Annotated in this window: 17 protein-coding genes; 4 read left to right on the top strand and 13 right to left on the bottom strand. The window is 49.9% G+C overall.

The features are described 5' to 3' along the window. Nucleotides 1–68: 68 nt before the first annotated feature. From Q4491_RS20290 to Q4491_RS20305, 4 genes are read right to left on the bottom strand one after another with little or no spacing between them, the layout of a single operon-like run. Nucleotides 69–617: a hypothetical protein gene (locus Q4491_RS20290; protein ID WP_303460424.1), complete on the bottom strand. Its 549-nt coding sequence runs from the start codon at nucleotides 615–617 to the stop codon at nucleotides 69–71. Nucleotides 618–629: 12 nt separating this feature from the next. Next, the gene (locus Q4491_RS20295) at nucleotides 630–1,355 is read right to left on the bottom strand and encodes a hypothetical protein (protein WP_303460427.1); all 726 of its coding nucleotides are present in this window, start codon (nucleotides 1,353–1,355) and stop codon (nucleotides 630–632) included. Nucleotides 1,356–1,404: 49 nt separating this feature from the next. After that, nucleotides 1,405–2,121: a hypothetical protein gene (locus Q4491_RS20300; RefSeq protein ID WP_303460428.1), complete on the bottom strand. Its 717-nt coding sequence runs from the start codon at nucleotides 2,119–2,121 to the stop codon at nucleotides 1,405–1,407. Further along, the gene (locus tag Q4491_RS20305) at nucleotides 2,118–6,338 is read right to left on the bottom strand and encodes a toxin VasX (RefSeq protein WP_303460430.1); all 4,221 of its coding nucleotides are present in this window, start codon (nucleotides 6,336–6,338) and stop codon (nucleotides 2,118–2,120) included. The genes Q4491_RS20300 and Q4491_RS20305 overlap by 4 nt, the downstream gene beginning before the upstream one ends. Before the next feature lie 266 nt (nucleotides 6,339–6,604). On the opposite strand from Q4491_RS20305, the gene Q4491_RS20310 reads away from it, so the two are divergent. From Q4491_RS20310 to mdtI, 3 genes are all read left to right on the top strand, one after another. Further along, nucleotides 6,605–7,534: a LysR family transcriptional regulator gene (locus Q4491_RS20310; protein WP_303460432.1), complete on the top strand. Its 930-nt coding sequence runs from the start codon at nucleotides 6,605–6,607 to the stop codon at nucleotides 7,532–7,534. A 194-nt stretch (nucleotides 7,535–7,728) separates the two neighbouring features. Further along, nucleotides 7,729–8,121, top strand: a complete 393-nt coding sequence (locus tag Q4491_RS20315) for an SMR family transporter (protein WP_218384620.1) — start codon at nucleotides 7,729–7,731, stop codon at nucleotides 8,119–8,121. Beyond that, complete coding sequence (gene mdtI, locus Q4491_RS20320; RefSeq protein ID WP_192016077.1) at nucleotides 8,118–8,447, top strand: multidrug/spermidine efflux SMR transporter subunit MdtI; 330 nt, start codon at nucleotides 8,118–8,120, stop codon at nucleotides 8,445–8,447. The genes Q4491_RS20315 and mdtI overlap by 4 nt, the downstream gene beginning before the upstream one ends. An 85-nt stretch (nucleotides 8,448–8,532) precedes the next feature. On the opposite strand, the gene Q4491_RS20325 is transcribed toward mdtI, so the two are convergent. Together Q4491_RS20325 and traF are read right to left on the bottom strand one after the other, a co-directional pair. After that, on the bottom strand, nucleotides 8,533–9,057 hold the full coding sequence (locus Q4491_RS20325) for an AidA/PixA family protein (RefSeq protein ID WP_192016078.1): 525 nt from the start codon (nucleotides 9,055–9,057) through the stop codon (nucleotides 8,533–8,535). Nucleotides 9,058–9,437: 380 nt separating this feature from the next. Next, nucleotides 9,438–10,679 carry a conjugal transfer protein TraF gene (gene traF / locus Q4491_RS20330; RefSeq protein WP_303460437.1) on the bottom strand — a complete coding sequence of 414 codons (1,242 nt, stop codon included), beginning with the start codon at nucleotides 10,677–10,679 and terminating at the stop codon, nucleotides 9,438–9,440. 364 nt (nucleotides 10,680–11,043) lie between these two features. Here traF and Q4491_RS20335 point away from each other — a divergent pair, with 364 nt between their 5' ends. After that, nucleotides 11,044–12,411, top strand: coding sequence for a YjiH family protein (locus tag Q4491_RS20335; protein ID WP_237796421.1), 1,368 nt, complete (start codon nucleotides 11,044–11,046; stop codon nucleotides 12,409–12,411). Nucleotides 12,412–12,483: 72 nt separating this feature from the next. On the opposite strand, the gene Q4491_RS20340 is transcribed toward Q4491_RS20335, so the two are convergent. From Q4491_RS20340 to Q4491_RS20370, 7 genes are all read right to left on the bottom strand, one after another. Beyond that, a complete protein-coding gene (locus Q4491_RS20340) occupies nucleotides 12,484–13,596 on the bottom strand; it encodes an ABC transporter ATP-binding protein (protein WP_218384585.1) in 1,113 nt (370 codons plus the stop codon). A gap of 5 nt (nucleotides 13,597–13,601) precedes the next feature. Next, a complete protein-coding gene (locus Q4491_RS20345; protein ID WP_192016081.1) occupies nucleotides 13,602–14,468 on the bottom strand; it encodes a carbohydrate ABC transporter permease in 867 nt (288 codons plus the stop codon). Then, entirely contained in the window at nucleotides 14,461–15,390 is a 930-nt protein-coding gene (locus Q4491_RS20350) for a carbohydrate ABC transporter permease (RefSeq protein ID WP_192016082.1), read from the bottom strand. Before Q4491_RS20350 ends, Q4491_RS20345 begins: the two co-directional genes overlap by 8 nt. A 70-nt stretch (nucleotides 15,391–15,460) precedes the next feature. Continuing rightward, nucleotides 15,461–16,693, bottom strand: coding sequence for an ABC transporter substrate-binding protein (locus tag Q4491_RS20355; protein ID WP_192016115.1), 1,233 nt, complete (start codon nucleotides 16,691–16,693; stop codon nucleotides 15,461–15,463). 386 nt (nucleotides 16,694–17,079) lie between these two features. Then, nucleotides 17,080–18,021: an ABC transporter permease gene (locus Q4491_RS20360; RefSeq protein WP_192016083.1), complete on the bottom strand. Its 942-nt coding sequence runs from the start codon at nucleotides 18,019–18,021 to the stop codon at nucleotides 17,080–17,082. 2 nt (nucleotides 18,022–18,023) lie between these two features. Beyond that, nucleotides 18,024–19,001, bottom strand: a complete 978-nt coding sequence (locus tag Q4491_RS20365) for an ABC transporter permease (protein ID WP_192016084.1) — start codon at nucleotides 18,999–19,001, stop codon at nucleotides 18,024–18,026. Between the two features lie 66 nt (nucleotides 19,002–19,067). Further along, nucleotides 19,068–20,621, bottom strand: a complete 1,554-nt coding sequence (locus Q4491_RS20370; RefSeq protein WP_192016085.1) for an ABC transporter substrate-binding protein — start codon at nucleotides 20,619–20,621, stop codon at nucleotides 19,068–19,070. Nucleotides 20,622–20,750: the final 129 nt, after the last annotated feature.

A 20,750-nucleotide genomic window follows, 5' to 3' on the forward strand; every position in this document is an offset into this window, starting at 1 on the left:
TGGCTATCTCAGCCCTGAGAATTTTGAATTGAAGAACAGTGCTTAGCTAAGTGTCCAGAGTTAGTGGATCAGATCACTTGTTCTCGTCCTTCGTATTCATATTGATGGCTTAAAATGAATGGAATAACCTCAATTTCGACCTTTTTATGAAAGCCCGTCATCTTAAACGACATCAAAGCAAAAGCCCCTGCACCGACAAAGGCCAGCGACCCGACCATCAGGGCGGCAATCACGCACACTACAATGCCGATATAGGCCATTCCCCGTGTTGCTTTGTAGAAGATTTCCGGCACCCGTTCTGTTTTCTGAATAATGATGCCTTTGGTGGTAATTTGGCCTTTGTAGTCGTAGTCGGCATTAAACAAAAAATAAATAATTGGCAGAAAAATTAATACCATTCCCCCGCATAAAAGCAGCGCGACGAGATCTGGATGAAAGTAGTTAGTAACTCCGACAAACCCACCTCCCAGCCCACCCAGTATTAACGTGCTTAAAAGCTTAACTTTGGTTCGCAAGACACACTCCCATTCATGCACCACCTCAGCCTCCAGTACTTGCTGGTGTTGTTGGTGCTTATACTCTTCCGTGTATTCGGGTAAAGATACTGTTGTCACCATGATTCGATATCCTTACCGTGCTTCACCAAAGCATTCCCTCTCTTTTGTTACATCAATATACTGGCGAATAATCTTGTCTACCTCAGGGAATTGTTCTACTTGACAATAGATCTTCACCCAATATTCAAGATTATTATTTCTCTCAAAATCGAGCACATCATAATAGTAAGCAAAAACTGAGTACTGATAGATTGGGTCTTGTTCTCGTCCTTCATATTCATATTGATGACTTAAAATGAATGGAATAACCTCAATTTCGACCTTTTTATGAAAGCCCGTCATCTTAAACGACATCAAAGCAAAAGCCCCTGCACCGACAAAGGCCAGCGGCCCGATCATCAGGGCGGCAATCACGCATACTACAATGCCGATATAGGCCATGCCCCGCGTTGCCTTGTAGAAGATTTCCGGTACCCGTTCTGTTTTCTGAACAATGATGCCTTTGGGGGTAATTTGGCCTTTGTAGTCGTAGTCGGCATCAAACAGAAAATAGCTGACAGGTACCATGATCAACATGAGAGACGCCCAAAAATAAATTAAATGAAAGTCACCACTTAAAAAATAAAAAATACCAAACATGACACTCAAAATACCTGACATAATTATGGGTGTATAAGGTTTAAATGTTGAACGTAGTATACACTCCCATTCATACACCACCTCGGCCTCCAGCACTTTCTGACCCTGTTGTTGCTTATACTCTTCCGTGTATTCGGGTAAAGATACTGTTGTGGTCATACCGCTGCACTCTTCAGTACAGACTGAATATTATGGGTTAACTCAATCATCACACTTTATTCTCGAATTCAACAAATCGGGATAACTGAGAAAGAACTTCCTTTTCCTGCTCTGCGGTGCAGTTAATTGTCCACCGATGAAAGCACCTTAGCTGCTCAGCATTGTCATTTAAGTCTTTTAAACTTTTACAGTGACTGGAAAATTGTTGAACTTCGTATTGGTACGGCATTTCAGAACGTCTGATTCGACAAGGGATCCCCTTTAAAAAGGAACGAACATACACTTCTGGCTGCTTCTGAAATCCTGTCATTTTAAACGACAGCAAGGCAAAAGCCCCTGCACCGACAAAGGCCAGCGGCCCGACCATCAGGGCGGCAATCACGCACACCACAATGCCGATATAGGCCATACCCCGCGTTGCCTTGTAGAAGATTTCCGGCACCCGTTCTGTTTTCTGAACAATGATGCCTTTGGGAGTGATTTGGCCCTTGTAGTTGTAGTCGACATCAAATAGAAAATAGCTGACAGGCACCATGACCAGCATGAGAAACGCCCAAAAATAAATTAAATGAAAGTCACCACTTAAAAAATAAAAAACACCAAACATGACACTCAAAATACCTGACATAATTATGGGTGTATAAGGTTTTAATGTTGAACGTAGTATACACTCCCATTCATGCACCACCTCGGAGTCCAGCACTTTCTGACGCTGTTGTTGCTTATACTCTTCCGTGCATTCAGGTAAAGACACTGCAGTATTCATACTTCCTCTATTTTCACTTGAGTCATCAACTGACCGATTAAATCTGTTGTTTTAGCATCATTCATCAGCTCTTTCTCTGACATTGTTTTAGGTTGGAGCTGATATTTATAACTTTGTACAGACTGTTTTAATTCAGCAAACGGATTGTTATTTTTGACTGTTGTATAAACACTCACAATATCGGTTGAATTTATCCATATTGGTATATTGAGTATTAAAGTTGGCATATTATGTGCATCATGATTCCAGCAGCCTTGTGCCATATCTAAGGCATTCAACTGATAACTGAAAGGTACCGATTCTGTGGTTTTGTGATAACCAATATACACTTCCTGATTCCTCTTCCCGGACACAGCGACACCAACTTCAACAGTTTGTCCATAGCGCTGTTGCGGAAATGTGAGCCTCAATTGCTGCATAAACTTAAAAGGCAAAGGAGCATACGGGGAAGCAACCTGACCTGATAATTTTTTCGATTTTTTTATCAGTACCTGTATCTGGGGTTGGTTGAGAATTTGCAATAAAGCTTGGTATTCTGCTTCTGCACTCCAGTCCCCTTTATACTCCTTTCCCCAAATACTTTTACGCAACCAATTCTCCAGCGGTGATTGTTGCAAGGTATTCAAAATTACAGAGACGGCCAGATAAGCGACCCCTAACCAAAACCAGGCTGCGACCATCCAGCCTTGGAGCGCTGCTCCGACTGCAAGTTTACCCGCTGAAGATGCTAACCCTCGAATAGCTAACCAAGCCCAAACACCTCCTTGCCCTGCCAGTATCCCAAATTTGGTATACAGCAAACCTTTTTCCATCATAAAGTCAGCTTTCTCAGCATCCTGCCAGGTTATATAGGCTTCCCACCCTGCCGCGACAACGCCCAGCATGCCTGCCAGCATGGAGCGCTGAAGATAACTTTTGGCTAACTTTGCGTCTGCAACAGTAAAATCTCCATCAGCATTTTTTACTATGTTCTTAATTGATTCGTTGAGTAAATCTGAGTTCTGCTTCACCCTATCAAATGCCAGCCCGCGGAAGATCTCGCTGGTGGCATGCATCAGCCAGGCGGTGCTGAAACCCACCACATGACGCTGGGTATTCACGTCGGCATTGGGTGTGGAGGCAAGCGTGTCTTCCACTGCGTATTGTTGGGCGACCACGTTAATGGCATTAAGAAACGCCACAATAAAATCCAACCGACCGAGCCGACTGAACCCCTGATTGGCCCTGTCCAGAATACTGTTGAACGCCTGCAATTTTGCGCCGTTGAAACTGTCGTATACCCCAGGTGCCTCGGTGACCATCCGGGCGACACGGGTTTCCATTTTCTGCTGCTTCAGTTCCAGCGCTGCCCGCTTGGGTGAGTCGGCAGGCATCCGCCTGAGCTGCTCATCCAGCGATTGCCACTCTGAGACCGCACCGCTAAAGCGCTGACGGAAGGCCTGACGGGTCTGCTCAAACGCCGGATTCTGGCCGATTTTGCCCTGAGAGATCTGTTCCAGACTCCAAGTCATCGCCGCGACATTGAAGCCACCGCGAAAGCCGCCTTTTTTCATGGTGATCCCTAAATAGGTAAAATACCCCTTCTGGAATCCCATGCCTGCCGTTTTTTTCACCGCTTCAATGGCACTGTCAATCAAACCGCCCAGCGGCACCGTCATGGATAAGGTTTTTTGGTAAAGTGCCGATTCTGTCCCCAGCCCAAAACCCAGCACGCTGTTAAGACCGGCGACCACACCTGTCACAGGGACAGACTCACGCTGCAGATCAAGCACATCGCTTTCTTTCACCAGTTCATCGGCTTTGGTATAGAACTCCGCCGAGAAAAATGAGGTGGCCAGTGCCATCAGGTTATCCGGTGTCTCCTGCACCAGCGCCTCGGCCAGCTTCTGCTGCATGGCGTCATCGCTGGCGCTGCTGTTGAGCGCAGGCAGGATCTCCCCGAAGAGTTCCATCAGATAAGCCATGTGATCGCTGTACAGCATGTCCAGCCCGAGACGCATCGGCTCAGTACCCAGTGTGGGCAAGGCGGCTAACAGCCGGTCAAAGGCGCCGGGGATCGCCGCATACGCGCCCGCCTGCGACGCCAGATAGGCTTTATAAAAGGTATCCAGCCCGTCCCAGTTTACCTGTGAGTGGGCTTTTCGACGTTCGGTATATTCCTGCACATAGTCTTCAACCCCGAAAAAGCCCATGGCTTCCAGCTTGGCCTGCGCCTTGAGACTGGCCTGTTTGTATTGGTTAAGCAGCTCAAGCCTGGCTGACAAAGTATTATCTGGTCCCGTGTGCAGTACGGGTATCTGATACTGATATTCCAGACAGGTATCCAGTGCGCTTTCAAAATCAAGCCACTGTTCCGGCTGGATTACCGGCATTTTATCTTGCGGGATCGACACCCGAACCATGGAGCGAATGGCTTCTGCCAGCACCACTTTGCGGTGGGTTTGCTCATCGGGCGTGGTGGTCAGTACCGGCTCCAGCAGGGCAAAATAGAGATCGCTCAGGTCGGCCAGCGGATCGTCCAGAGCCACTATCTGCTGTCCGTGTGTTGACGGTGCCTGATAGGTGTAACTGGCCAGTGTCTTTTTCGGCGGGACATGAATAAAATCGTTCGGTTTGCCGGGCTCACCTGTCAGCGGCGCGCAGGTTCCGGCAAAAGGATCCAGCCCTTCGACGTTCACATCGGCAACAGCACATTCCACCGTGGCGACATCAGCGCGATGAGTATGCTGACCCGATTCATTCAGATCGACTTTGCGCAGCCAGTTGTCGCGGGCCTGTGCATCGGTGAGATAAAAATCGCAGATACGATCTGTCCAGCGCTTCACGGAATAGGCCAGGTAATACGGACTCGCCGTAGCGCAGAGAATATGGCTTTTCGGTTGCTGAGGCTCCGCCTTTGCGCGTGCTTGCGCCGTGTGGCCTTCTACCCGGCGAAACTCCCCCTGCTCAATCTTGTATTCTTCCAGCTGCCACGCTTCCGATTCTGGCAGCGGATGCAGCGCATACAGCCAGCCGTCACGGATCTGACGCAGGGTGTAGGGTATCTCTGCTGACTGAAAAATCCCCCCGGAAAACACCTCTGTGTCCTGAACGGGGTGCAAGCCCTGTCCTTTTTCGTTACGTGCATCAATGGCGTAACGCACCGGGGAAAGGGCCGTAAACTGACCTGCTTCCGCTTCAGCCACTTTCACCACAGGAAAGTCGACCCAGCCCTGCGACTGATTGCTGATGGCGAAAACGCCGTCTCCCAGCATCATTGCAGAAGCCGGGTAACGTGTGTCCTGACCATGGGTGTAAATCCCCACCGACTCAAGGTAAACCTGACTGCCAATGCTCAGGTGTGTTTTGTTATCACGCCAGAATGGATTGAGTGACAACAATGATTCCAGCGTCATCTGATAATGGTCTGCGATACCGGATAAGGTCTCTCCCTCAACCACGGTGTGCTTTTTACGTTGCCCGCCATTTTCTGTCAGCGGGATAATCTGCTGCATGTCCAGCTTCACACCATGTTGATCCAGAAAGGCGGTATCGACACTGTTAATGGCATCGTCAGTCAGTGCTTCCTGACTATAGAGCAGGTATTGATCCTGAACCGTCTGGCCGTTTCGCTGCCAGAGGGCAAGGATGAATTCGAGCGGTTGATCAATCGCGGGCTCAGGATACATGGCCTCCGCACGGCTCTGGGTAACCTGAAAACGCGGATAGGTTTCCCCCATACAACGGTATTCGCTGATCAGTTTGCCTGCCAGAAAGTGATAGAGGTAGCCTTTGGTCGGCAGGCCCAGTTGCTCTCCCATCTGAATCGCCGGGCGAACAGGCACAAAGGCTTCCTGAATCACTGCGGCAGACTTGTCGTGCGGCAGGACAGCATCCACTCCAAAACTCACCAAAGGGCTGGTTCGCCAATTTACCTGCAGTGACTTTTCTTCATCCTTCCTGACTTCGCACGACACATAAGTATGCTGACCCTGCGCTTTCTCTGACCATTGCGTGAGCGGGCCTTCTTGCTCAGACTGATTTAATTGCAGCGACAGATAAGGTTTGACGTATTGTCGGTACAGCGCCGGCCGGCAAGCAAATGCCACAGAATAGGCATATTCAGGTACAGGCTCTGTCTCTGGAACCGGTTCAGGTTTAGAGCTGTAAATTCGCTCATCCAGTGGCTGATAAGCGGCTTTGACAAAACGTTTGGTCGGTTTGATATCGGACGACATGAAGAAAGCACCGTTGGGATCAAAAATGGCCCTATTTTAAGCAGTACGCCGGTTATGCGCATTTGGCATTATGTCGTAAACAGCCGGCAAATTCACAGTTGCTGCTGGCAATACAACTATTTATCTTGTTTTGCGCTCAATGTCACAGCCACTCACCGCACTTTCTGGTGCCAAAATAACGCCAGCCGGATTGTCACCGTGACCAGAACGCCGCAACCCATTACAATCATCAAATCACTTTTTCTGTTGATCTATCAGGTGTCTGCATGGCCCATCAGCTCGATACACTGGATCTCAATCTTATGCGCTTGCTCAAGGCGGTGGTTGATCATAAGAGTATTAAAGTCGCGGCGGCGCAGCTCGGGATCTCTCAGCCCAGTGCCAGCCGTGGTGTGGCCAGATTAAAGACCACGTTCAACGACCCGCTGTTCGTGCGCAAGCCGCACGGTGTGGAGCCCTCTCCGATGGCGCTGCGCTTAGCCGAAGAGTTCGACAACATCCTGGCGCCCATTGCCAAGGTGTTGCACGAGTTTGAGGATTTCAGTGCCCTGGCGTATGACGGCCAGCTCTCACTGGTCATCGATCCGTATCTGCTCGACGAGCAGGGAGCGCGCCTGCTGAGCGGCTGTTACCAGGCCTTTCCCCGCGCGACGTTTTCCTTTTCCAGCTGGAACAATAACAGCCAGGGTGAAATGCTCGAAGGCATGCATGATTACTGCATTTTGGATCAGGAAACCGAGCTGTCGAACGACATCTATATGCGCCCGCTGTTTACGGAAAAGCGGATGATACTGGCCCGGCATAACCACCCGAGCCTGTCGCTGGATAAAGACAGCAACGACTGGGAGGCGGTCGCGCAGTTGCCGATTGTGTCTCTGCCGGCCCCCGCTTCGTACAATCCTTTGTGTACCGTGGAGTCTGAATATCAGCGCATGGGCTATCAGCCGAACGTACTGCTCAAAACCTACAGTTTACGCGTCGCAGCCGAGATGCTGCTCAATACCGATGCCATCATGTACGCCAGCAAAAGCTCCATCCGGCTTTTTCCGGATCTGGTGGCCTACCCTATGCCTGCTGTCAACCGGGAATTCAGCGACTTTGTTATCTCAGGCGGTTTTTTACAAACCAACAGAAACCACCCGATGCACCAGCATTTACATCGTATTGTAAAGAACCTGTTCAAACACCCACTCTGAACCACTAAGAGATATTCAAAAATGAATATCTCAATTACCTGTCCAGGCCCAATATCGCGGGCTACTCTAGCCTTACTCCATAACATTTTACTGCACAGTCAACAAAAGTACGGTTTCAGCGTTTTTCTCCCTGCTGGCGGGATTTCATGTCCTTCAATGTTATGCATTTAATTAAATTCATTTAAAGGTGAATGATGTTTCTTGCACGAATCTTTCTGCTACTGGCTATCGCCTCTGAAGTCGCCGGTACCAGCACCATGAATCTGCTCGGCCAGCAAGACGCACTCTGGGGTTATGCGGTCATGTATCTATTGATCACTGTGTCTTATTACTTCCTGTCGCTGGCGGCGAAGAGAATTGCCATAGGTGTAGCGTATGCGATATGGGAGGGGCTGGGTATTACCCTGATCACTCTGGTGTCACTGCTGGTGTTCAAGGCCGATTTGAACAGTCAGGAACTGCTTGGCCTGGGTTTAGCCGTGGCAGGTATTGTAATGGTGACGTTGGGTGAAGCGCAGCCAGACTGCCGTGCCACCCAGGCTAAGTCTTCAATACCGCACTCAACCTCAGCAAGGAGCCGATCATGAGTCAGTTCTTTACCCTGTCCTTCGGCTTTGTGGTGCTGGCGGCTTTGGTCGATATTGCCGCCAACATGGCGCTGACCCGTTCAAACGGCTTTAAGCACAAACTCTGGGGAGGCTTGTCTATCGCGCTGGTCTTGTGTGCCTTTACGCTGCTGGCTCAGGCCGTCAAAGAGATTGATTTGGCGGTGGCTTATGCGTCATGGGGCGCCATAGGCATTCTGGGCACCGCCATTGGCGGCTCTGTCTTGTTTAAACAGCGACTTTCACCGCTTGGCTGGACAGGTATTTTTGTGGTTATCGCTGCAGTAATTGTGATGAAAACCGCTTAAAGATGAAATGCTTTAATAAATAAAGACTAGATAAGATCCAATAGCAAGAGAAAATAACGCTCGCTATTGGGTGCTATAAAAAAAATTATGGCTGAATGGCAGTCACATATGGGTCCCAGTTAATTTCTTTAATCAGCTGATCATCTTTAAAGACTTGTACCCAGAATGTATACGCCGCTTTTTGCTGAGTACCCGGATTCGGGCGACCTGGCAGTGTGGCTTCAGCCTGAACATACGGCATGTAGGCCGTCTGGCGTACAAATGGTACGTTAACGCTGTCATTCATCGGAATACCGTCTTCCTGATAGACATAGACTTGTGTATTGCCCTGATACGCCGACCAGCCTTTGATCAAAGTACTGTTCCATTCATGTTCAGCGTCAATAAGAACTGAATAATGACTGCCATCTTCCGAAACACTCACTTTCGGAAACGCAGACCAGCGAATCACATCGCCGTTATTGACCTTAATGCTCAGTTCATAAGAACCCTGTGAATTATCGATAACCAGACTGGGATCAGCAAACATCTGAACGGCTTGATAGCCCTGTGCACCATTTTCAATTGCTTCGCAGTCGATGACGATTTCGACTTTATTAATATTTGCCATGACGTTGTTCCTCATATTTTTTTGTGAGCCCCCTTTTAACCGTGCTATTCGCTGAAAAATAAGTTAACCGAATGAAAAGCATGATTAAAAATTCCGGAGACGATAAAAATAAAGATCGATTCTTTATTTATTTTGTTATTTAGCAGTTAAATGAAGATTAACTTCATTGCTTATGAGGTTAGCTAATATTCTGGGGAATTCTAATTAATATCAAAAAATCAGAAATTATTTTTATATTTTAATTCAAAGGATTGTGAAAACTTCATTCAGATTATTTCTGTTATTTGATCCACTGCCATGATTACATGTAATCAATCTATTTATCATATACACACCCCGCCAAATTTATGACGGGGTGAGCACTATACTTTTCCAGGTGATTACATAGTAAAGCCGAACTGCAGGGCCGCACCATAATTGTTGTCCTGGCCGTATTGCAATGCCAGATCAACCGCAACCACGCCGAACGGACTCAGGCCGATACCGGCACTCATGGTATCTTCAGCAGAATCAGTCAGGCTCAAGCTGTAACCGGCACGGAACTGCACCCAGTCCCAGCCATTCAATTCCATACCCAGCCGTGCATATTGCGTCGCCAGATCAAACTCTTTGAAATATTTCTGCTCAGTCAGATCCACATCAGCGGCAGCGGTAAACCAGCTGTTACTGTATGCAGCACCCAGAGTGTATTTAGGCTCAACCAGCAAAGTCTTACTGGTAAATTTGCCTGGCTGGCCTGCGGGGGATTCCGGTGTGTTGGTTTCCAGCTCCTGCTTAAACAAGTTACGGCCACTGAACCCTAGAGTTACTGTTGGGATCGGCTGGTAAGCCAGACCGATATCCAGGTTGAAGGCCGTATCATCCTGATATTCGTTTTCAAATTCGAAGTCACTGTTATCAAACTGGCTGACAGTGTTTTGGAAGCTCACGGCAATCAGCTGTTGAATCTTAGGTGAGATACCCACAGACACCTTCTGCTCCGGCAGGGAGACAGTAGGTAATTCGAAAGATTTACCCATGGTTAAACCGACATCGACGATGCCACCAGCAATCCCCAGCACATCAGACTGAAGATTGTCGAGATCCGGCGGATTCGAGCCATCCACACCAGCCAAATCATCAGGATCAATGTTGGCCTGAGCCAGGCTGACAATCTGCGCCTGAGTGAACAGGCTCATGCTCAGATAACGGTTCGGCACCGCAACGGCCGCTCCGATACTGATGTCAGCCTTGAGTTTGCCCTCATCCATGCCCATCAGTGCCGCTTTCCATTCATTGACCAGGGAATCAGAAACCGGGCTGCCGCCGCTATTATCTATCGCCATTTCCAGTTCGTCATTAACATCCTGGAAATCTTCCACTTTCTGATTCAGCTCGTCCGGATCATGAATACTGATCCCCACCGCTGGCAATAACACGCCAAAATCATCGGTCTTATTATAATGTGCCACCAACGCCGGGTTATAAAAGCTGGCTGTCAGATAACTGGCGGACGCGACACCTGTGCCGCCCATCGCCACGCTGCGTGCATCTGCACCGTTTACCGCTGCCTGAGCGGAAAATGTGCTGACTGACAAAGCCGTAGCCACTGCCAGTGTGAGTCCCTGCAATTTAATATTCATAAGTATTAGTATTTTTTTGCCGTGAATTTGTCAAAAAAGTCATCAAGAAGCGCCCATTATATAAGCGGCTTTACGCTTAACAATGACAATGTCAATAACAGTGAAGTGCTGCACAAATCCCGCCGATGTGTAATACCAGCGCAAATTGTAATGCAAGATATATCGTTGTTAAACGTGAGTAACTTATCATAACGTCTAATTTACAATGCATAATTAGATGATTCTTTCAGAGAAGTATTCCATTGCAGTGATAAAAAATGTAACCTCCGACACGATTATATTAATAATAACTGCATGTTCATGCTGGGAAGAACCACTCGACTCAGCACAAAAACACGTTGTATCAGTTACTTAAAGGTCAATCATGTCAGAACAAGTGATAACTGGCGCAAACAAGCGTAAAGCGCCTTGGCTCATGTTTATTCTGCCATCATTCATCGGTGTGCTGCTGTTTATGGCACCAATCACCGTAGGTGGAGAGATAACCATCCCTATTGCCTTAATGGCAAAAGCAATCCAGAACCTGTTTGAAGGTAGCCTGACGGCCATCGTCACCACCGTCATTACCCTGACGGCGCTTTGCTCGACTCTGGTTCGCCTCATCAAACCCCGTTTTATTGAACGTAAACCTTTTATTGCCAATCTGTTTAAGCCAAGCCTGCCTTGGTACATCGTTCAATTACTGGGTGCGACCTTTGCCATCCTGACGTTTTTTAAAGTCGGTCCGGTTGCTATCTTTGACGGAAATACCGGCGGCTTGGTACTGAACGACCTGCTGCCCGTGCTGTTTGCGGTCTTCCTGTGTGCGGGCTTTTTCCTGCCTTTGCTGACGAGCTTTGGTCTGCTGGAATTCTTCGGAGCAATGCTGACCAAAATAATGCGCCCGCTGTTTAACTTGCCTGGGCGCTCAGCTATCGACTGTATGGCATCCTGGTTGGCTGACGGCAGTGTCGGGGTCCTGCTGACCAGCAAACAGTATGAAGAAGGCTTCTATACCAAGCGTGAAGCGGCGGTTATTGGTACCACTTTCTCTGCCGTTTCCATTACGTTCAGTCTGGTTGTGATCGCGCAGGTTAACCTGGAACACATGTTCCTGCCTTTCTACGCCACTGTATGTCTGGCGGGTGTGGTGGCTGCCATTGTTGTTCCGCGCCTGCCGCCTCTGAGCCGTAAGCGTGATGAATTTGTCTGCGGTACCCCGGCCGATGCCAACATGGATGCCCTGCCTAACGGCCACACTGTGCTGAGCTTCGGTCTGGAAAAAGCCTTTGAGCGCGCCAACAAAGTCACCAGTTTGCGCAAAGTGGTCAATGACGGTGTCAAAGCCGCTGTCGATATGGTGTTCGGTGTCCTGCCTGTTGTCATGGCCATAGGTACACTGGCGCTGCTGGTTGCCGAGAACACACCTGTGTTTGACTGGCTGGGTAAACCCTTTATCCCGCTGCTGGAACTGCTGCAGATTCCGGAAGCAACTGAAGCATCTAAAACCATAGTCGTCGGCTTTGCTGATATGTTCCTGCCTTCGATTCTGGCAACGGAAATCCAGAGTGATCTGACTCGCTTTGTGATTGCAGCACTGTCTGTAACACAGCTGATTTATATGTCTGAAATCGGTGCTCTGCTGCTGGGCAGCAAGATCCCGGTGAAGGCCTGGGAGCTGTTCGTGATCTTCATTCTGCGTACCCTGGTCACCCTGCCGGTTATCGCGCTGATGGCTCACCTGATTTTCTAAGACCACGCATAACATCCCCCTGAAAAAAGCGGCTGGAAACAGCCGCTTTTTTATACCTGCATCTCTGAGCACTTAATAAATCCTGTCTTCGCTGTCCGGATCGAACAGCACCGCTTTGCTCACATCGACCGCGAATAAGAAATCGCGTCCCGACACAGGATGACTTTCAGGGTCTAATCTCGCGGTCACATCCTGATCGTTAAACTGTGTAACCACCAGCGTATCCGCCCCCGTCGGTTCCACCACATCCAGCTGATTATTGATATGTCTTTCAAACACTGCCGGCGAATTCGCCGTTGCCTGACGGATCTGCTCAGGACGAAGCCCCAGTATCACTTCACGATTCACCCAGGCTGACAAATCTTTTCCTCTCTCAGGCAAAGGAATACTGACCCGCTCGCCGTCCCGGTTATGCAGTTCTATCGCCAAGCCGTCATTGAGTGCTCTGAGGTAGCTGCGTATGAAATTCATCGAGGGTGAGCCCATAAAGCCCGCCACGAACATATTGACCGGGTTGTTGTAAATCTGCTCCGGGCTGGCAAGCTGCAGCAAGACACCGTCTTTCATCACAGCAATGCGGTCGGCCAGTGTCATGGCTTCAATTTGATCATGGGTGACGTAAACTATGGTGGTTTTCAGCCGCTGGTGCAGCTTCTTAATTTCAGTGCGCATTTCCACTCTGAGTTTGGCATCCAGGTTACTGAGCGGCTCATCAAACAGGTAAATCTGCGGCTCACGGGCCAGGGCTCTGCCCATGGCAACCCGCTGTCGCTGGCCACCCGACAACTCTGCCGGCTTGCGGTCGAGCAGATGATCGATCTGCAGCATAGTCGCCACTCTGTCGACTTCCAGGGCAATCTGGGCCTGAGGCACTTTGCGCATTTCCAATCCGAAGGCGATATTGCGGCGTACCGTCATACTGGGGTACAGCGCATAAGACTGAAAGACCATGGCGATGTCCCTGTCTTTAGGCGACAAATGCGTCACGTCTTTGTCGCCTAACAAAATCGCGCCGTCACTGATACTGTCCAGCCCGGCTATGGTATTCATCAGCGTTGACTTACCGCAGCCGGACGGGCCCACCAGCACCAGAAACTCACCGCTGTCTATCTTGATATCTATCTCTTTCAGCGCGTGGTAATCGCCATAATGCTTATTTACGTCTTTGATATGTAAGCTCGACATCGTCATTATCCTTTGACTGCACCGGCAACCAGTCCACGCAGGAAATACTTACCGGAGATGATGTAGATAAAAATGGTCGGGATAGCGGCAATAATGGCGGCCGCCATATCCACGTTATATTCCTTTACACCGTGACTGGTGTTGACCAGGTTGTTGAGAGCGACGGTGATCGGCTGAGACGTCGGGCCGGAATACACCACACCAAACAGAAAGTCGTTCCAGATATTGGTGAACTCCCAGATTAGCGTCACAACTATGATCGGGCCTGAGAGCGGTAACACTATGTGGTAAAACGTCTGGAAAAAACCGGCACCGTCCAGCTTGGCGGCAGAAATCAGCTCAGTCGGCAGGCCCACGTAATAATTACGGTAAAACAGGGTCGTGAACGGAATCCCATAAATGGTATGGACCAGAATCAGGCCGGGTACTGAGTTCGCCAATCCGAGATAGCCCAGCGTCTGTGCCATTGGCAGCAACACCGCCTGAAAGGGAATGAAACAGCCCAGCAGCATCAAGGCGAAGAACACTTCGCTGCCCCTGAAGCGCCACTTTGCAAGGACATAGCCATTAATTGCGCCTATGGCTGACGCCAGCACCACAGCCGGTAAGGTGATTTTGAAAGAATTCCAAAAATAGGCAGACACGCCTTCGCAGCTCAAGCCGGTACAGGCGGATGACCAGGCTTTTTGCCAGGCCTCTGTGGTCGGAGACTGTGGCGGCAGTATCAGATTACCGGTCCGTATTTCGGCTAAATCTTTCAGTGAATTAAACACCATCACCACCAGCGGCATGATGAAATACAGCGCAAAGAGTATCAGGACCAGATACGTGAAAGCCCGCCCGGCTTGCTGGCTCCAATTGGCATTAACCATGCTTCTTCTTCCTCAGTTCGGAATACAGGTAGGGGATCAGAATGGCAATAAAGCCCATCAGGGTGATCATGGCGCTGGCCGAGCCAATCCCAATCTGGTTACGTCCAAACGCATACTGATACATAAAAGTGGCGGGTAAATCGCTCGAGTAGCCAGGCCCGCCGGATGTCAGCACCACCACCAGATCGAAGCTCTTGATCGCCAGATGGGACAAAATGATGAAGCAGCTGAAGAAGATCGGCCGCATGATAGGCAGTACGATGCGACGATAAATCGTCGGCATGGTTGCACCGTCTATCTGCGCGGCTTTGATGATGGCGCTGTCTACCCCTCGCAACCCGGCCAGCATAATGGCCATCACAAAACCTGATGCCTGCCACACTGCCGCAATCACTATGGTGTAAATCGCCATGTCCTTATCCACCAGCCAGTCAAACTGGAAACTGGTGAAGCCGATGTCGTGCAGGAGTTTCTCTATACCGATTTGAGGATTGAGTATCCACTTCCAGGCGGTGCCTGTCACAATCAGGGAAAGTGCAAACGGGTACAGGTAAATTGTTCGCAGCACACCTTCGGCCCGTATCTTCTGATCCAGCAATATGGCCAGCAGCGTGCCCACCGAAATCGCGATCACAATAAACAGAAAACCAAAAATAAACAGATTGGTATAGGCCACCGTCCAGCGATCCATGCTGAACAATTTGCTGTAATTGCTCAGACCGATGAAATCATATTTAGGCAGCATTCGGGAGTTGGTGAACGACAGCACCAACGACCATAGAATGAATCCATATGTAAACACCAGAGTGATCACCATGGAGGGGGCTAGCACTATCTTCGGCAACACGGCTTGCAGTTTGTCGGCCAGACTTTCCCGTGGCGGCGCGCCCGACAGTGGCTGAGCTTGGGTTCCAATAGTCATAACAAGGCTCTTGTCAAAATAGGCAGGAAAGCCGGTACCCGTTTGTACCGGCCTGTGTGGCTGACGGGGATTACTGCGCCAGCTCGATAGCCGACACCAGACGCAAGGTGGCCGCATCCGCCGTCATGTCGTTATCATTGAAATAATTCGTCACGACGTCATACACGGCCCCGCTGACTGCCGGTTCCATTGCCATGGCATGGGCAAAGCTGGGTACCAGTGAGCCGGATTTTGCGCTGGCCTGAAAATCAGACATCGACTGCTTGGCGCAGCTGTCGTAGCGGGCCAGTGACACATCCGGACGTACCGGAATGGAGCCTTTTTTCAGGTTGAATTCTTCCTGAAATTCCTTCGACACCAGCAGGCGAGATAAGTCCTCCTGGGCCGCCTGTGCCTCTTTGCTCTTTTGCTCAAACATCATGAAAGCATCAACATTGAAGTTAAACGCATTCTGCGTTCCCGGCACTGTGGCACAGAGATAATCCTTGCCTGGCTGTTTACCGGCGGCGGCAAACTCCCCTTTTGCCCAGTCTCCCATGATTTGCACAGCGGCTTTGCCGTCTATTACCATCGCGGTAGTCAGGTTCCAGTCACGTCCCGGCATGCCCGGATCCATGTAGGATTTGAGCTTTTTGAAGGTCGCAAAAGCCTGTGTCATGGTGTCAGAACTCAGCGCCTGCTTATCCAACGCCACAAAGGCCTGGCGATACCAGTCGTCACCACCGACTCCCAGAGCAACCTGTTCAAACACAGTGGCGTCCTGCCAGTCCTGCCCGCCATGGGCAAACGCGACGAAACCGGCCTGCTTGGCCTTATCCATAAAGACGAAGAACTCATCCCAGCTTTGTGGCACTTTGCCACCGTTCACCTGATCCAGAATCGGCTTGTTAATCCACATCCAGTTGATCCTGTGTACATTCACCGGCGCTGCAACATAACTGCCCTGATATTTATGGATGTCGGCCACGGCTTTTGGCAGCAAAGCGTCCCAGCGCTCACTGGTGGCAACCTCATCCAGTTTTGCCAGCACACCCAGATCACCCCACTGGGCAATTTCAGGGCCAGCTATCATGGAGGCGGAAGGCGGATTACCCGAAATGGCACGCGACTTCAGCACTGTCATGGCCGTTTCACCGCCGCCACCGGCCACTGCAAAGTCCGTCCAGCTATGGCCTTCCTCCTTCATCATCTTTTGTAGAATGGCAAGCGCTGCCGCTTCGCCACCCGATGTCCAGTAATGCAGCACTTCAACATTGCCGGCGTGTGCTTGTCCCGTTATCAGCGACGCCAAAGTTGCCGCCATTAGTGTTTTGTTCAGACCTTTCACGTTTTATCCTCCCTGGATAACTATTATTGTCGTTGCCAAACAGCCGCATCCCGGCACCGATTACCCCACTGGGCTGGTGCGCGCATTGTTGCTGATTTGTTAACTTTTTGTTTATCAATTATTCATCGGGAGGGTCTGTAAGTCACTGAGTGCTTGGTAAGCACGTGTAAGCAGTTTGTATCAATTTACTTACAAATTAAGCCATTGAATAAATAGCGAAAAATTAAACTTCTGCGAGTGCAATGCTTTAGCGCATTGTTTTGACGCGTTGCTGCGGGGACAGATCAGGAGTATTGCGAGGAAAACAACAACCCCTGCCGCGGCAGGGGTTGTTAAGAAGGTAAGCGGTAGGTTGCCCGGTTTTACCCTTTGTAAACCTTAGGGTTAAAGACATCACGCAGCCAGTCACCCAGCAGGTTGATCACCAGAACCAGAGTCACCAGCACAATGCCAGGAAACGCAGTGATCCACCAGGAACCCGAGAAGATGTAGTTAAAGCCGATACTGATCAGCGAGCCCAGTGACGGCTGATCGACCGGCATCCCCAGCCCCAGGAAGGACAGTGCCGCTTCCGACATGATGGCATTGGCCACCTGCACGGTGGAGATCACCAGGATAGGCGACAGGCAATTCGGCAAAATATGACGGAACATAATACGCAGTGATTTCAGGCCCATCACGCGGGATGCTTCAACATACTCTTTTTTCTTCTCTGCCAGCACAGATGCCCGCACAGTACGTGCATACTGCGGCCATTCGGCAATACCTATGATCACCACCAGCATCAAAATGGCGTACTGACTGTAAAAGTCACTGCCAAAGCTGGCTTTGAAAATTGCCGACACGATAATCGCCACCATCATAGTCGAGAACGACAGCTGAACATCGGCAATACGCATCAGGAAGCTGTCAATCCGGCCACCGAAGTAACCGGCACACAGTCCGACTATGATGCCGATAAACAGCTGCAGCGCGACGGCAAACAGGCCAATGGCCAGTGAGATGCGCAGCCCGTAGATAATGGTCGACAGAATATCACGGCCCTGATCATCCGTACCCAGCAGGAAACGGGTATCGCCAAATTCCATCCATGACGGTGCCAGCTCTGAGTCCATAATATCAATACTGTTGAGATCATACGGATTCATTGGCGACAGCAGAGGTGCGAACAGCGCCGTCAGCACAAAGAGCAGAAACACGGTAAAACTGGCAATCGCCACTTTGTCTTTTTTAAAGAAATAAATGAAATCTGAATTCAGAAAACGCTGCCAGCGTGAAGGCGCGTCAGTCGTCTTGGTCGTCATGATTACGCTCCTTTGCCGGTCAGGTTAACGGTTGGGTTGATCAGGCCGTACAGCAGGTCAACCAGGGTATTGGTCACCACGAAGATCAGGCCAACAAAAATGACATAAGCGGTAATCAATGGGGTATCCACCCGGTTAATCGCTTCCAGGAACAGGAAACCCGTTCCCGGCCACTGGAACACTGTCTCAGTCAGGATTGTATAGGCTACCATAGTCCCTATCTGCACCCCGCCCACAGTAATCACCGGCAACATGGTATTTTTCAGGGCATGCTGATAATACACCTTGTTCTGAGCCAGACCTTTAGCACGGGCAAATTTCACGTACTCGGTACTCAGCGCTTCCAGCATTTCAGAGCGCACCAGGCGGATAAAGAGCGGCAGCATGATAGAGGCCAGAGAGATACTCGGCAGCACCAGGTGCGCCAAACCATCCAGCGTAAAAAAGCCGGAATTCCAACCGAATATATTCGCCGTTTCACCCCGTCCGAACGAAGGCAACCAGCCTAATTCGATCGAAAAAACATACATCAGCATAATGGCGGTCAAAAAGACCGGAATGGAGATACCTACTATGCTAAAGCCCATGATCACTTTCGTCAGGGCGCTGTTGGGGTGTATGGCCGAATAAACGCCTAGGGGGATCGACACCACAACAATAATCAGTGACGCAGCAAACACCAGTTCCAGTGTGGCTACCAGCTTGTCCAGAATCACGTCAACAACCGGACGTTTGAAGAAATAAGAGTTACCTAAATCCCCCTGAACAGCTTTCGAAATAAAGCGGCCGTACTTCACCATAAAGGGATCGTTGAGGCCCATTTCAGTCCGCAGCGCATCTCGCTCGGCTTCGGACACAGACTGTCCCACCAGCTCACGCAGGGGATCGCCTAAATTGTCCTGGATAGCAAACGCCACCAGACTGATCACAAACATCACTACCAGTGCCTGCACCAGGCGCTTGACCAAAAACGTAAACATTTCTTGCCTCTTTAGACATCCATAATCAGGCCCCGGCCAGCGCCGGAGCCTGAATTACGAAAGGTATTACTTGATAACCAAATCGCCCAGGTACGGGAAGTCCATACCGTTCACGATAGGTTTGATGTCCACATTCTTCTTGGCAGCCCAAGACGGATCTTGCCAGTACAGTGGAACAAAGGCAGCGTCGTTGTACAGCAACTCTTCAACCTTCTTCAGCATAGTGCTGCGTTTTTCCAGATCGGTTTCCGTGTTAGACGCTTCAACCAGCTTATCAACTTCAGCGTTTGAGTAATGACCGCAGTTATACTGGCCTTTACCTGTGTCAGCGTTACGGGTCATGGTCAGGAACTCAGTAAAGTTCGCTGAATCTTCTGTGTCCGGGTGCCAGCCGATCATCAGCATACCGGCTTCACACTTATCAAACTCCGGCCAGTACTGTGCTTTTGGCATAGTTTGCAGATCAACTTTAACCTTGATTTTCGCCAGCATCGCTGCCACAGCCTGAGCGACTTTTTCATCGTTCACATAGCGGTTGTTCGGCGCAATCATAGTGATAGAGAAACCGTTCTCATAACCGGCATCTTTCATCAGCTGCTGTGCTTTTTTCAGATCATAACGCGGGGTCAGCGACTCGTTGTAACCGGCATAACCCACAGGGCTCTGCTGGCCGGCAGGCGTCGCTGCGCCTTTCATGATCTTCTCAGCAATACCTTCATTGTTCACCGCATACACAATCGCCTGACGAACACGCGCATCACGCAGTGGCTCTGCCACTTTCTGGTTCAGCTGGAAAGTAATGACACGGGTACCCGGCATAGTCACCAGATCCAGCTTATCGTTACTCTTGATACGCTGATAATCATTCGGCGACACAGGCGCAATCATATCAACATCGCCAGACAGCAGGGCTGCCACACGGGTAGCGTCTTCTTTGATTGGGCGCAGCGTGATGTTATCGACATTGCCTTCACTGTCTTTGTCCCAGTAATCAGCAAAACGTTCGAACTCAACCTTCACGCCTTGCTCGCGGCTGGCCACTTTGAACGGACCAGTACCTGAGATATTGGTAGAAGCAAATGTTGAACCGTTTTTCTTCAGTTCAGACTTGTCTTTGCCGTCGGCGGTCTGGCCTGAGTAGAACTTGCTGTCCATCGGGAACACGTAGGTCATGACGTTTTCAATCAGTGGGTAGGTGCCGTCAGTGATCACGTCAACCGTGTTGGCATCCACTTTTTTGATATCCACGATAGGGGTGAAGATACCTTTGAAGTCGGCAGAAGATTTCAGACGCTTAAAGGTCCAGACCACGTCATCAGCGCTGAAGGTGTTGCCGGAGTGGAATTTTACGCCTTCACGCAGCTTAAAGCGCATAGTGCTGTTATCCACACGCTCCCACGACGTTGCCAGACGGGGTTCAAACTCCATCGACTGGGTAAAACGGATCAGCGGATCATAGGTCATGTGAGAAAGTTGCAGCGTACCACCAGACAATTGCTCATGCGGATCCAGAGATACCGGGTCAGCATCGTAAGCTAAATTCAGGTTGGCAGCCGCCGCGCCGAAGCTCAGACCAGCAGCCATTAACGCAACGGCTAACTTGCTCTTGAAGGTTTTCATTTGCATAGCTCCTTTATGCAGGGAGAGAACTCCCAGATGGTTATGTTTGCTTATTATTGGTTTAGGTAAGCAACAACAGCCCGGCTCCCTGACAGAGCCATGCCGGAAATATGGGTTCCCGGCGGGCAA

Origin of the sequence: Photobacterium sp. 2_MG-2023, assembly GCF_030547675.1 — a bacterium.
GTDB classification, from domain to species: domain Bacteria; phylum Pseudomonadota; class Gammaproteobacteria; order Enterobacterales; family Vibrionaceae; genus Photobacterium; species Photobacterium arenosum.

What these genes read in the sequence shown, in the direction of transcription:
- Q4491_RS20290 (WP_303460424.1), bottom strand. Translation starts at nt 617, where the DNA reads ATGGTGACAACAGTATCTTTACCCGAATACACGGAAGAGTATAAGCAC.
- Q4491_RS20295 (WP_303460427.1), bottom strand. Translation starts at nt 1,355, where the DNA reads ATGACCACAACAGTATCTTTACCCGAATACACGGAAGAGTATAAGCAA.
- Q4491_RS20300 (WP_303460428.1), bottom strand. Translation starts at nt 2,121, where the DNA reads ATGAATACTGCAGTGTCTTTACCTGAATGCACGGAAGAGTATAAGCAA.
- Q4491_RS20305 (WP_303460430.1), bottom strand. Translation starts at nt 6,338, where the DNA reads ATGTCGTCCGATATCAAACCGACCAAACGTTTTGTCAAAGCCGCTTAT.
- Q4491_RS20310 (WP_303460432.1), top strand. Translation starts at nt 6,605, where the DNA reads ATGGCCCATCAGCTCGATACACTGGATCTCAATCTTATGCGCTTGCTC.
- Q4491_RS20315 (WP_218384620.1), top strand. Translation starts at nt 7,729, where the DNA reads ATGTTTCTTGCACGAATCTTTCTGCTACTGGCTATCGCCTCTGAAGTC.
- mdtI (WP_192016077.1), top strand. Translation starts at nt 8,118, where the DNA reads ATGAGTCAGTTCTTTACCCTGTCCTTCGGCTTTGTGGTGCTGGCGGCT.
- Q4491_RS20325 (WP_192016078.1), bottom strand. Translation starts at nt 9,057, where the DNA reads ATGGCAAATATTAATAAAGTCGAAATCGTCATCGACTGCGAAGCAATT.
- traF (WP_303460437.1), bottom strand. Translation starts at nt 10,679, where the DNA reads ATGAATATTAAATTGCAGGGACTCACACTGGCAGTGGCTACGGCTTTG.
- Q4491_RS20335 (WP_237796421.1), top strand. Translation starts at nt 11,044, where the DNA reads ATGTCAGAACAAGTGATAACTGGCGCAAACAAGCGTAAAGCGCCTTGG.
- Q4491_RS20340 (WP_218384585.1), bottom strand. Translation starts at nt 13,596, where the DNA reads ATGTCGAGCTTACATATCAAAGACGTAAATAAGCATTATGGCGATTAC.
- Q4491_RS20345 (WP_192016081.1), bottom strand. Translation starts at nt 14,468, where the DNA reads ATGGTTAATGCCAATTGGAGCCAGCAAGCCGGGCGGGCTTTCACGTAT.
- Q4491_RS20350 (WP_192016082.1), bottom strand. Translation starts at nt 15,390, where the DNA reads ATGACTATTGGAACCCAAGCTCAGCCACTGTCGGGCGCGCCGCCACGG.
- Q4491_RS20355 (WP_192016115.1), bottom strand. Translation starts at nt 16,693, where the DNA reads ATGGCGGCAACTTTGGCGTCGCTGATAACGGGACAAGCACACGCCGGC.
- Q4491_RS20360 (WP_192016083.1), bottom strand. Translation starts at nt 18,021, where the DNA reads ATGACGACCAAGACGACTGACGCGCCTTCACGCTGGCAGCGTTTTCTG.
- Q4491_RS20365 (WP_192016084.1), bottom strand. Translation starts at nt 19,001, where the DNA reads ATGTTTACGTTTTTGGTCAAGCGCCTGGTGCAGGCACTGGTAGTGATG.
- Q4491_RS20370 (WP_192016085.1), bottom strand. Translation starts at nt 20,621, where the DNA reads ATGAAAACCTTCAAGAGCAAGTTAGCCGTTGCGTTAATGGCTGCTGGT.